This is a genomic window from Blautia argi, from assembly GCF_003287895.1.
Taxonomy (GTDB): domain Bacteria; phylum Bacillota; class Clostridia; order Lachnospirales; family Lachnospiraceae; genus Blautia; species Blautia argi.
In genome coordinates this window covers 1340027-1352471 of record NZ_CP030280.1, presented here as the reverse complement: position 1 = coordinate 1352471, position 12445 = coordinate 1340027, and the positions used below count along the sequence as shown (strand labels likewise).

Here is a 12445-nt window from a genome sequence, read left to right as displayed (position 1 = left end):
TTATTCGTCATTCGCTGAAGCGGATTCTTTCAATCAGAGATTCCTTTTTCATGGACTTTCCAATAACTGTGCTGAGAATCACCTGGAAGAGTACCATAACTGTAATCAACACCAGAACAGCCGGTGTGGGATAGTGAAAATACTGGATTCCCATAATATGATTTTCCCTTGCATAAAGGAAGAATGCATATCCTCCCAGACTTCCCAGGCTGACGGAGCAAAACAGAGTTCCCAGAGTATAAAACATACCCTCCAGATTCAGCATTTTTACAAGCTGCCGTTCTGACAGACCGATTGCCTGCATCATACCAAGCTCCTTTTTTCGCACATGGATACTGTTTATCATGGTATTTACCATATTCATCATACAGATAATACCTAAGATTCCCAGAAAGAGATAAACTGCGATATACATAAAAGAAATCGCTGTCACATATTCCTCATAACCCTTCTGCCAGGTATCGCTGACTTCCATGCCGCCTGCCTTCTGACAGATTGCTTCCAGTGCTTTTTCCAGTGTTTCATCATAATCCTTTTCTGCAAAAACACTTACGATATCGTATACATTGTACTGACTCATCTTCTGTACAGCTTCATCTGCGGTCAGAAATGTACTGTAATCCTGGATTCCTTCTGAATAGTTTCCAATTGCAGCAATTTCCAGGGTCTTTTCCCTCACAACATCTCCGTCCTTATAGGAAAACAGAATTTTATCTCCCACCTTTAACTCAGGATACCAGTGAAGAGCAGTTTTACTTAATATCACCTTGTCGCCTTTTTTCAATTCTTCATAGGTTACTTTCCCCTCTACCAGTCCTTTCTCCAAAATTTCTGCATAGTTCTCGGAATATCCTACTACCTGCATAAAATCCTCATATTCCTCTGCCTTAAGGGAAATCGAAGATTTCACCTCTACTTTCGCAACACCGTCCAGCTTTTCTATCTCCTTTACAACTTCCGGAGTCAGAGGATTGTGCTGCTGTACCTGATTCCATTCCAACTCTGGGTGCTCCTTATTCCCAGATTCTGTAATAACTCTCAAAAGATACTGCCCGTCTATGCTGGCATTTGCAGATTCTCTGGGTGCGGAACAGGACAGCCCGGCAGATACTGTTACAAAAAGGATTCCAGTAAAGGCCATAGAAACAATGGTAATCACCGTTCTCTTTTTATTCCTTGCCAGGTTTGAACAGGTCAGACGGAACAGATTCAGACTTTCGTAGCCCTTTCTCGTTCCCTTTCCATGATTTTCTTCTCCGTTATAACGAAGCGCTTCTATAGGGGAAATTCTGGAAGCAATTCTCATGGGCTTCAAAAGAGAGAGATATACGGTAAGCAAAGCAACTCCTGCTGCCAGAAGATACAGCCAGATATGCAGATACTGCACCTCATGGCCTTCCACTAACTCTTTAATTGCCATATTCATGGTATTTTCTGTATCAATATCCAGAAAATGATAGATTATCGGGAAAGCAGCCTCTACAATCCCTGTACCGGCCAAAAGCCCTACCGGAATGGCAAATACTGCCACAAAAAAGCCTTCCTTTAAGACAATTTGGCGAATCTGATGTCTGGTAGCTCCGATTGCCTTTAATCTTCCATATTCCTGTACCCTGTGAATCATAGATACATAGTAAATACTGTATATGGTAATAACACCTGCCAACACCACTACCAGCATAATCATGACAATAGCGGGAACGACAGAGGGATCCACATAATTTGCAGCCAGATATTCTGTATTTTCCCGATAATTATCCTCGTCAATGCCAAAATCTGCCGCAATATCCTTCATCTCTTCTTCCATGCCATCTGTGGTTCCTGCTGTCTGTGCCGGAATACGGAAATACACGCGATAAAACAACTCCTCGGCCGGAAGAATCTGTTTGGCAAATGCTTTGGAGACAAGAGCCGTGTAGTTTTTCCTTTCCTCGTTCGCTTTGGTATCCTCCATCATACCGCAGATAACAAAATCCTTTTCACTGCCAAAATCCAGTCCATCCTTTGTCATGCGCTGATAGGGAATATGAATGGTATCTCCGATTTTTCCTTCCAGACCCATGACCTTTAAAATGCCTTTAGATACCACAATTTCGTTTTCCCGCTCCGGGAAATTGCCCTCAGCAAGTTCAAACTTATTCAGATCGGCGCAAACCTTATCTACAAACAGCATGCTAATGGAATATTCATCATTCATCATAACTGCTGGATCACAGCGAAGCCCTATAGTTTCCAGACGGTTAGAGGCCTGTAATTCCTGTACGGTTTCCGGCTTTACATCACGGTACAATCCATGAAAGGTGGGATATGCCTTATTCACGGCTGCAAATTCCAAATTTACAATTCCAAAGCCAATCCCCGGTATCACAAACAGCAAAAGTGTGGTCAAAAATATAGCAATGCCTATAAGAATATTTCTGTTCTTATTTGTCCTGATATTGGAAAAGGCAGTTCTTGTTACTATTTTCATCCTTCTGTCACCACCTTACCGTCTTCAATGACAATGACCTCATCTGCCATCTGGGCAATGGTTTCATCATGGGTAATCATAACTAATGTCTGTCCGTATTTGGTGACACAGGCTTTTAAAAGGGCAATGACCTCCAGTTCTGTCTTGGAATCCAAATTTCCGGTCGGCTCATCTGCAAGAATAATAGCAGGCCGGGAAGCCAAGGCTCTTGCAATGGCTACCCGCTGCTTCTGACCTCCTGACAGAGCATTGGGAAGATTTTTCAGCTTATCTTCAATCCCAATATTTTTTACAATTTCCATAATATAAGCATGGTCGACTCTCTGATTATCCAGCCCTATGGGAAGCACAATATTTTCCCATACATTCAGAGAGGGAATCAGATTATAATCCTGAAAAATAAATCCGATTTTCTTTCTCCGAAAGACAGCCAGGGCTTCGTCCTTCAGCTTAAAAATATTCTCTCCGTCTATGCGTACGCTTCCCTTATCCGGTCTGTCCAGACCGCCGATTAAATGGAGAAGAGTACTTTTTCCGGAACCGGAACGCCCCACAATTGCCGTAAACTTTTCCTCTTTCTATATCCAAGTCTGTATGGTCTACCGCTTTTACCAGATTTTCCCCTTTTCCGTAATATTTCTTTAGATTTCTCACTTCTACCATTGGTTTCATTTCTCCTGCTCCCTTCTGTTTTAAATGTTCTGCTCTTTACTATGCATGATACAACAGAAGGCTTGCAATTTCCTGACAGAAACCTTACAGTTTTGTAATTTTAACGGATAAAGTTGGTTTTTATCTTTTCTTCCGGTGTCGGCATCTGTACCCCTGCCTTTTTTCCGGCTTCCATACACTTTAACACCCATGCCATGTTTTTTCCCAGAACTCGCATAATCTGCAGCCCTTCCTCGTCCTGCAATACTTCTTCCGGTGTATTGCCATGTACCATATTCCAATAATTAGAGGAAATCACCGGCATCTGATGAAATGCAAAATATTTTGTCAGTACATCCAAGGTTGCTGTCGTTCCCGCTCTTCTTGCAGAAGCAACTGCTGCTGCCGGCTTATAAAGCATATCTTTTCCTGCAAGGGAACAGAGCTTATCCATAAATTCAATAATCTGTCCTGTAGGAGATGCCCAATATACCGGAGAGCCTACAATTAAGCCGTCTGCTTCCTTCAGCTTTAATGCAGCCTCTTTTATGCTCTCTTTTTCCGGATTTCCTGCCTGAAAAATCTCTGTTTCAATACCGTTTTCTTCCAACGCTTTGGCTACTGTGCTAAGAGCGGTAAAAGTACAACCTGCTTTTCTTGGACTTCCATTTAATAACAATACTTTCATGATGTTCCTGCCTTTCTCTCTTCATTTATTTTTACACTCTTTATTATACTCCGGTAATTTCTGTTTTTCTATTTTATTTTTTCGTTTAAAAGACCTGTCAGTTCATGCTCGCCTAACAAATACAGTTCATGTAAGGCTCTGGTAATCGCTACATACAAAAGCTTGGCTTCCTTTATATTCTCTCCGTAGCGTTCTTTATCCGGCTGCCACAACACTACGGCATCAAATTCCAGTCCTTTGGTAAGCGCCACCGGAAGTACCATAATGCCATTGCAAAAGCCCTCCTGTTTTTCTATTCCCAGAATTCTTCGTACTTCCTCTGTATCTCTCTCATCTCGACAGATTACGGCAATGGTTTCAAACCTCTTCTGTATTTTGCTGATAAGGGTCGTTAGCTGCTCTGCCAGATGTTCCTTTTCTCCCCTCTTCACACAGACCGGACTTCCATGGCGGATAACAGGTTGAATCTTATAGCCTCCCAGGGACGCCTTCTCCAATACACGGCCTGCATACTCGGAAATTTCAATGGTATTTCGATAGCTTTTTGCCAGAAGATAGAAACTGTCCTTCCCCTCTCTTAAAAGAATTTTCTTTAAAATCTCCCAGTTATTCAGTCCTGTTTCATAACGGATATTCTGGGATACATCGCCCATAATGGTGAAATAACATTTGGGAAGTACCTGCTTTAACACATAATATACAGACTCTCCAAAGTCCTGTGCTTCGTCCAGAATTATCTGACTGAATTCGTCAGTTTCTTTTTTCAGAAAAATTCTCTTTCGAATCAGACACAGGGCTGCTGCATCATACAGGTCAAATTCTCCTTTTCCCACGCGAATTATGGTATCCTCATAACTGTTGCCCAGCACCTTTCTCTCTTCCAGAAAGGACAGATACACCCCGGCCTCTGTCCACTTGTTTTTAGAAGAACAGAACCAGTTTTTGTATTCCTGTAATTTTTCCCTGCAAAAGCTTTCTTCTCTTTCTGTACATAAAAACTGTATCCTCTTTCGAATTCTCTGATGAAATAGCTTTTCCAACTGAAAAAGGGAAAGCTCCGGATTTCTCATCTTCGTATCCTGCATATTATCCTCAGACAGAATAAGCCCCAGGTCTTTATCCCGGATATCCTTGAGTTGTAAATATCTGTCTATCCACGCTTTTAGAAAGTCTTCCAAGGCAGAGATAAATTCTAATCTGCTTTTCCCCTGTGCATCCTGGTTTCCTTCCACGATTTTATATTTCTTTTTCCAGGATTTTTCTAAAAGATAGGGCAAAAACATATCCATACGCATTTGCCGCACATGATTCACGTCCAACTCTGGCAGTCCGCTGCTGATATAATTTAAAAGCATATCACTGCTGCCTATGATACAAAATTCCGAGGGCTTATACACTTCCCCATAATTATACAGGATATAAGAAATCCTGTGCAGCGCCACCGTAGTTTTTCCACTGCCTGCCACTCCCTGTACAATCATATTTTTATAGGGTGTGGTACGAATAATCTCATTCTGTTCCTTCTGAATCGTAGCGATAATATCGCCTAAGACCGCTTCTTTATGCTGGGACAGATACTTTACCAGAAGGTCATCGTTCGCTGCCGTATCATTGTCATAAAATCCCTGCAGCTTTTCTCCCTGCAAATCATAGGTTCTCTTTTTAAAAAGAGAAATTTCCACCGGCTCGCTTCCCGGCACCTCATAGCTGCCTTCTCCCAGTTCATTTTCATAATACACGCTGGAAACCGGCGCTCTCCAGTCTACAATAACCACTTCATTGGAATTTCGTGTAACTCCGTTTTTTCCGATATAACGGCTTTCTGTTACACCATAAGATTTGTCTTCATAGTCAATTCTCCCGAAATATGCCTTTTTCAAAGCCGCCCTGTTTTTCCGCAGGGAATTCTGTATATGCTCCAGAATATTTTTCTCTGCTTCCAGCAAACCAAAGGAATCGCCTTCTCCCTTTTTTACAGCCTGAAAAAGCTGCGTAACTTCTTTTTTACTGGCTTTCTCTTTTTCCTCATATTCCCGGATATTTTTCTGAATAATTTCCAGACACGACAACAAATGCTGCCTTTCTGACAGCATATCCTGATTTTTTTTCATTCTTCTTTCCCTCACTATTTGCAAATTTCACTCTAAAATCTGACTCGGACACTGTTTTCTCTTTGTTTTACAGCACCCTCCAGTTTAGGCGGTCTATCATTATATCATAAGTATGAAAAAAGCACCAGAATTTTTTGATATATTTTATCTCATATTTTATCTCATATTTTATCTCATATTTTTATTTATCATCAATGGCAAAGAGGTAGCATCATACAAAAACAGCTTCCTGTTTTGCAGCTTTGCTCTTTTACACAAATGGTTCCTCCCTGCTGTTCCAAAATCTGTCTTGCAAGATAAAGCCCCACGCCTGCGCCGTCCCGTTCCATTTCTTTTGCCTGCTCTCCCCGGTAAAATCTCTGAAAAATTTTATTTTTCTCTTTTGAAGAAATACCAATTCCCTGGTCTGAAATTTCAAGCATGACATAGGAGGTCAACTGATTCAGATGTATTTCTATCCTGCTTCCCGGCATAGAATACTTCACAGCATTGTCCAACACATTAATAACCGCTTCCTGCGTCCATCTGAAATCATGCTTTGTCATACAATCCTTCATATCCGCAGAAATCTCTATATTTTTATCCACAGCCTTCATAATTACTGTATTTACAGCCCCTAAAACAGTTTCTTTCAAATTTCGCATCTGAGGCTTTAAGCGAATCATATTTCCTTCTAACCTGGACATATTCAGCAAAAGCTGGATAAGCTTTTCCAGGTTGCCCAACTCCTGAAGTCCCTGTGCATAAAATTCCTCTCGTTCCTCTTTTGTAAGCGTATCCTCCTGCAGCATTTCATAAGACAGTTTAAAAGCCGCAAAAGGTGTTTTTAGCTGATGGGATATATCTGTAATCAGCGCCTTTGTACTGTTTTCCTCCTGTTCCAGACGCTCCTTCATATTCTCTATAAAGTTTCCCAACTTTTGCACCTTATCTCCCAATCCCTGAAGTTCCAAAGCTTCCAGGTTACGCAATCTGTCTGTATCAAAATCCCCCTCTATAAAACACTCCATACAGCGCTCCAGCTTTCGTATCTGTTCTTTTGTTTTCTCCTCTTCTTCCTTTTCCCTTTTTCTGAGAAAATATAAAAATAAACTCAGTATCACTCCGCTTAACAACAGTTCTGCTGCCAAAAGAAGAAGGATTTCCCGGCTCTCTCTTGCAGACCAAACAGAATATCCGTATTTTTCCCGAAGTTCCTTTTCTTTTGCATGTTCTTCTTCTGAGAAAAACGTTCTGTCCCTTTCCCGAATCTCTATCCAAATACTTTCAGCAGAAGGTACCTGCAAAGCCAGCTCTGCTGCCATCTCATTACTTCTGTTGTATCCATATCCCAGATAAGAAACCATCAGTAGAACCATTCCTGCCAGCACACAGAGGACTGCCATGATAATTCTTTTTATTTCTTTGTTACCGTACCTGTCCATATATATCCCAATCCCCTTATATTTTCGATTGCATTGGTATCCAACTTGTTTTTTAACCGGCTGATATTTACGGTCACAGTATTGTCATCTACAAACTGCCCGTCTTTATCCCATACCCTTTCCAGAATCTGTTCCTTTGTCAAAACCGTTCCCGCGTGTTCCATAAGACAGATTAAAAGCTGAATCTCTTTTTTACTCAACACAATGGCATCTCTGTTTCTGTATACCTGCATAGTATGACAATGTACCTCCAAATCTCCGGAAATCAAAATCTGTCCACTCTGCTTCTCTGTTCTTCGCATACATGCATTTACTTTGGAAATCAGCACCAGAAGGCTGAAGGGCTTTGTTAATATAATCATCTGCACCACAATCATATCCGTTCACAATGTCTACCTCCTGGTCTAAAGCAGTAAGAAAAATAATGTATACATCACTCCTTTTTCGCACTTCTCTGCAAAAATCCATACCATTGCCGTCAGGAAGCGTAATATCACTGATAATCAAATCCAGTTTTCCCTTCTGGAACTGTTCTTCGGCTTCTTTTACGGAAAAAGCAGATAAGACCTCATAGCCCTCCTTTTCCAGCTTTAAAGAAATACCTCTGTTCAATGCCCTGTCATCTTCCAGTAATAATATCCGTTTCATCGTCCACACTCCTAATCTTTACTTCCATAACAGTCTACCACTGGCTTTTCTGTTCAACAAGAAGATATTTTTAAAATTTTTCTTTACTTTTGGAAAAAATCTGATATACTGAGTTTCTGTAGTTAGTCTTCGCTAATTTCCGGAATATTGTGATAATAACATAATGCAAAACAATAAGACAATTATAGAAATGAGGTATCTGACATATGATTCTTTTCAGTCAAGTAACTGCTGTGTTTTCCTGCTTCCTCTTCATACTGTGTATGCTGCAGATGGTGCGAAAAAGCAAAAGGATAAACCACTATATTCTGATTCAAAAAATATTTGCACACCACAAACTTTGGGCAATTCTGCTTCTCCTATGCTCTCTTTTACATGGCATTCCTGTAGTAAGAGAAACCGGAAGTATCAGCGGAAAGATATCCTGGATTTTCCTTTTGATTTTCTCTTTTAACTGCAGTGCCTGGAAGAAAAAGAAATCAAAAATGGCTGAGATTCCACAGAGGAATCAGTTTTGTTTTCTGCATTCTTCTCAGCATTCATATTTTAGCAGCGCTTTGTCTGTAAAACCGTAGAAAGGATTATGGAAGAGATTGTTCTTACAAAGAGGCTCCGCGCCATTCGTACAGCAATCTCTTTCCCACCTTCCTTTTCCTGTTCTTATTTTTGATTTCTATTTATATTTCATTACCGGGGAATCTGGGAATTCCTGCAAACCCCTGTTGTAATTCTTCATTTGTAGGAATGTAATCCGTCATTTCACCATTATTAAATTTCTCATAGGCATACATATCAAAATATCCCGTGCCTGTAAGTCCAAATACAATCGTTTTCTCTTCCCCTGTTTCTCTGCACTTTATAGCTTCATCTAAGGCCACACGAATGGCATGAGCACTTTCCGGAGCAGGAAGAATACCTTCCACTCTTGCAAACTGCTCTGCTGCTTCAAAAACAGATGTCTGTTCTACAGAACGCGCTTCCATATAGCCGTCATGGTAAAGCTGAGAAAGAATAGAACTCATTCCATGATAGCGCAATCCTCCTGCATGGTTCGCAGAAGGTATAAAGTTACTTCCCAATGTATACATTTTCTGTAAAGGAGTCACCATTCCCGTATCACAGAAGTCATAGACAAACTTCCCTCTGGTAAGGCTTGGACAGGAAGCCGGTTCTACTGCAATAATCTGGTAGTCCCGCTCACCACGCAGTTTTTCACCTACAAAAGGAGAAATTAATCCCCCCAGATTTGAACCGCCTCCGGCACAACCAATAATCATATCTGCTTGAATTCCATATTTATCCAGAGCTGTTTTTGTTTCCAGACCGATTACCGTCTGATGCAATAACACCTGATTCAAAACACTCCCGAGGACATAGCGGTATCCTTCCTGCTCTACGGCTCTCTCCACGGCTTCCGAAATTGCACATCCAAGACTTCCTGATGTTCCTGGGTGTTCCTCTAAAATCTTTCGTCCTACCCTTGTTGTATCAGAAGGAGAAGGTGTCACCGCTGCTCCATAGGTTCTCATAACCTCTCTTCTAAAGGGCTTCTGTTCATAGGAACATTTCACCATATATACCTGACAATCCAGGTCAAAATAGGCACATGCCATAGAAAGGGCGGTTCCCCACTGTCCTGCTCCTGTTTCTGTTGTTACACCTTTTAATCCCTGCTTCTTTGCATAATAAGCCTGCGCAATAGCAGAATTTAATTTGTGGCTTCCGCTGGTATTATTCCCCTCAAATTTATAATAAATTTTTGCCGGAGTCTGCAGTTTTTCTTCCAAACAATAAGCTCTTACCAAAGGAGATGGACGGTACATTTTATAGAAATTTCTGATTTCCTCTGGAATCTCAATATATGGTGTTGTAGTATCCAGCTCCTGCTGCACCAGTTCTTCGCAAAAAACCTCTCCAAGCTCTACTGCTGTCATAGGCTTTAAGGTTTTAGGGTTTAAAAGAGGCGCAGGCTTATTTTTCATATCTGCCCGGACATTATACCATTCCTTTGGCATTTCACTTTCTTCCAGATAAATTTTATATGGTATCTCTTTTTTTACGCTTGGCATAGGCTTATTTCCTTTCATTGCTTTTTATGTACAGTTACTGTATAGCTCTGATGAAAGCTTTTTCCTGCTTCCAGAGAAACAACATCTGGTTTTTCTGAAATATCCCCCTCAAATCCATAATCATCACAGCGTCCCTGCCATGGCTCCAGGCAGATATAAGGTGCTCCCGGAAGACTCCATATACCAAAGTTTGTAAACCCCTCACAATCCATAGTAATATAGGGTGTACTGTCCGGATAGGCAATCCCCGCGCAGGTAACCTGACTACCATCAAAAATCAAAGCGTCATGATCAAACATATGCTCTGTAATCGCACAACCGCTATATGTTCCAAAAGGTTCAAGTGGCAACTCATAGCTTTTTTCCATATCTGTATTTCCGCTATTTTCATGCACCAAATGATATTCCAAAGAATCTTGTTTATTAAACAGCAGCTTATAATCTGTCTGCTCTGTTCCTTCCAGAATGGGAACATTAAAGCCCGGATGTCCTCCTATTGTGAAATACATTTTTTCTGCATTATTGTTTTCTACTTCCCATAAAACCTCCAGACTTCTGCTCTGCAATCTGTAAGAAACCGTTAAAACAAAGGTATATGGAAAATACGCTCTGGTTTCTTCCGTATCCTTCAGACAAAAACTCAGGAAATTTTCCTCCTGTTTGATACATACAAATTCAGAACTTCTGGCAAATCCATGTAAATCTGTGTCAAAACACTTCCCATTATAATAACAACGGTTTTTGTAATGACGTCCTACGTTGGGAAATAAGAGAGGAGAGCGCCTTGCCCAGAATTTTTCATCTCCATACCATAAAATCTCTTTATCCATCTCTTTGTCATAAATGCTCTGCAACTCTGCTCCCATAGAATCCACACAAACTTTTAAATACTGATTTTCTATTGTATACATTTGGTAAAAACTCCCTTTCCGACCTGTATCCGGTCTTTTTATTTTCTTATAGTTTATCACAGCAAAGCATCGGACACAAGAAAGTCTTTCCAAAATATTGTTATTTTAACCAAAGACGCTTTATCTGTAAAGCTCTTCTTCCAGCTTTTTGCCAAACTTCTCCTGAAGCTGAAAATCAAACAGTATCTGAAGAAGTCCGAAACGATTTCTCAAATCCTTGGCGTAATATATCCCTTTTTTGAAAATTTCCGGTGAAACACCTATCTCTTTCGGTAAAACCGGTGCTTTCATGGATTTTAAAACATCCGCAACTGTATCTGTTTTTGGAAGATGTTCCAAAATCTTTCCGATTTCTTCCTGCTTTTCTTCCCATGCCTTTTGTCTTCTTAAAACCTCTTTATCCGAATTTTTCTCTACTTCCTGTTCCAATTGCAGTACACCAGACGCGGCCGATCCATATGCTGCCTCTATTTCTTTTGCCCACACATCATAAGAAAATGCTTTTGCCTTTACTGCTTCGCTTTTCAGTTCTGTTTCCTTCAACATTTCATACAAACGGAGAGCTGCTATGGTCGCTACTCCTACCTTTGTTCCATGCAACGGATCCGGTTCCTGATTCAACAGAAACATCATCTCCCAATAATGGGACATATGATGTTCACTTCCGGAAGCCGGACGGGAATTTCCTATATAACTCATCGCAATTCCGCTCAATACCAGCCCTTCCATAATGGCCGCAATAGCTTCTTTTTCTCTTCCTGCTGCTGCCTGGGCATGTTCTGTAACCTTTTGTATAGATTCCTGCACCATCTTTACTACCTCAGGACAGAGATACTCACCGTTTATCTGATGCGCCAACTGCCAATCAGCCAGACATACATATTTCCCGATGATATCTCCTACTCCGGCTGCAATCATATGCATGGGTGCTTTGCAAAGTACATCTAAATCACCAATAATCACTCTTGCCGTCTTTGCTGTATACGTTGTTTTTAAATGTCGTATAATCAAAGGAGATACATTCGATGCATAACCATCCATGGAGGGCGCTGTTCCCACAATATAATAATCTATTTTCATCTTATAGCTGACATAGCGACACAAATCGTTAATGGTTCCGCTTCCCACTCCTATAATTAAATCACAATCCTGAGGTACCTGAGTAAAAAGATAGATTAAGGCATCTTCGTTTGGAATCAGCTCCGGCTCATGATAAAGTACCTTTGAAAACTCATAGCCATGTCCGGCAAGCGCTTCATAGACCTGAAAGCCGGCTGCTACTTCTGTATGCTCATCACACACAACACAAAGTTTTTTGTATGTATGACGTCCTAAAATTTCTGGCAAACGTCTGATTCCATGTTCTTCGAGCACAATTTCCTCAATATCACAAAAATGACTCTTCCCACAGGAGCAGGCTCTCTCCTTCTGCAGATACCTCTTCCAATCTGTTTTTTCCATAATACTTCCGTC

9 protein-coding genes and 1 pseudogene are annotated in these 12445 nt (G+C 40.9%); all 10 read right to left on the bottom strand.

Annotated features, from left to right (window positions below; genetic code table 11):
- Nucleotides 1-7: 7 nt before the first annotated feature.
- The gene (locus DQQ01_RS06630) at nucleotides 8-2470 is read right to left on the bottom strand and encodes an ABC transporter permease (RefSeq protein WP_111919411.1); all 2463 of its coding nucleotides are present in this window, start codon (nucleotides 2468-2470) and stop codon (nucleotides 8-10) included.
- Nucleotides 2467-3142, bottom strand: a pseudogene (locus DQQ01_RS06625) (ABC transporter ATP-binding protein). Before DQQ01_RS06625 ends, DQQ01_RS06630 begins: the two are co-directional and overlap by 4 nt.
- Before the next feature lie 100 nt (nucleotides 3143-3242).
- Nucleotides 3243-3809, bottom strand: a complete 567-nt coding sequence (locus DQQ01_RS06620; RefSeq protein WP_111919410.1) for a flavodoxin family protein — start codon at nucleotides 3807-3809, stop codon at nucleotides 3243-3245.
- A 68-nt stretch (nucleotides 3810-3877) separates the two neighbouring features.
- Nucleotides 3878-5920, bottom strand: coding sequence for a HelD family protein (locus DQQ01_RS06615; protein ID WP_111919409.1), 2043 nt, complete (start codon nucleotides 5918-5920; stop codon nucleotides 3878-3880).
- A 191-nt stretch (nucleotides 5921-6111) separates the two neighbouring features.
- Nucleotides 6112-7344, bottom strand: coding sequence for a sensor histidine kinase (locus DQQ01_RS06610; protein WP_111919408.1), 1233 nt, complete (start codon nucleotides 7342-7344; stop codon nucleotides 6112-6114).
- Complete coding sequence (locus tag DQQ01_RS17395) at nucleotides 7317-7577, bottom strand: winged helix-turn-helix domain-containing protein (RefSeq protein ID WP_330407695.1); 261 nt, start codon at nucleotides 7575-7577, stop codon at nucleotides 7317-7319. Before DQQ01_RS17395 ends, DQQ01_RS06610 begins: the two co-directional genes overlap by 28 nt.
- Entirely contained in the window at nucleotides 7537-7992 is a 456-nt protein-coding gene (locus DQQ01_RS06605) for a response regulator (protein WP_330407694.1), read from the bottom strand. The genes DQQ01_RS17395 and DQQ01_RS06605 overlap by 41 nt, the downstream gene beginning before the upstream one ends.
- Before the next feature lie 677 nt (nucleotides 7993-8669).
- On the bottom strand, nucleotides 8670-10061 hold the full coding sequence (locus tag DQQ01_RS06595; protein WP_111919406.1) for a TrpB-like pyridoxal phosphate-dependent enzyme: 1392 nt from the start codon (nucleotides 10059-10061) through the stop codon (nucleotides 8670-8672).
- Nucleotides 10062-10075: 14 nt separating this feature from the next.
- Nucleotides 10076-10972: an aldose 1-epimerase family protein gene (locus DQQ01_RS06590; protein WP_111919405.1), complete on the bottom strand. Its 897-nt coding sequence runs from the start codon at nucleotides 10970-10972 to the stop codon at nucleotides 10076-10078.
- 120 nt (nucleotides 10973-11092) lie between these two features.
- Complete coding sequence (locus tag DQQ01_RS06585; RefSeq protein WP_111919404.1) at nucleotides 11093-12433, bottom strand: sn-glycerol-1-phosphate dehydrogenase; 1341 nt, start codon at nucleotides 12431-12433, stop codon at nucleotides 11093-11095.
- Nucleotides 12434-12445 lie beyond the last annotated feature (12 nt).

Coding starts and splice junctions, on each gene's coding strand:
- DQQ01_RS06585 (WP_111919404.1), bottom strand. CDS start 12,433: ATGGAAAAAACAGATTGGAAGAGGTATCTGCAGAAGGAGAGAGCCTGC.
- DQQ01_RS06595 (WP_111919406.1), bottom strand. CDS start 10,061: ATGCCAAGCGTAAAAAAAGAGATACCATATAAAATTTATCTGGAAGAA.
- DQQ01_RS17395 (WP_330407695.1), bottom strand. CDS start 7,577: ATGCAGGTATACAGAAACAGAGATGCCATTGTGTTGAGTAAAAAAGAG.
- DQQ01_RS06630 (WP_111919411.1), bottom strand. CDS start 2,470: ATGAAAATAGTAACAAGAACTGCCTTTTCCAATATCAGGACAAATAAG.
- DQQ01_RS06590 (WP_111919405.1), bottom strand. CDS start 10,972: ATGTATACAATAGAAAATCAGTATTTAAAAGTTTGTGTGGATTCTATG.
- DQQ01_RS06615 (WP_111919409.1), bottom strand. CDS start 5,920: ATGAAAAAAAATCAGGATATGCTGTCAGAAAGGCAGCATTTGTTGTCG.
- DQQ01_RS06605 (WP_330407694.1), bottom strand. CDS start 7,992: ATGAAACGGATATTATTACTGGAAGATGACAGGGCATTGAACAGAGGT.
- DQQ01_RS06610 (WP_111919408.1), bottom strand. CDS start 7,344: ATGGACAGGTACGGTAACAAAGAAATAAAAAGAATTATCATGGCAGTC.
- DQQ01_RS06620 (WP_111919410.1), bottom strand. CDS start 3,809: ATGAAAGTATTGTTATTAAATGGAAGTCCAAGAAAAGCAGGTTGTACT.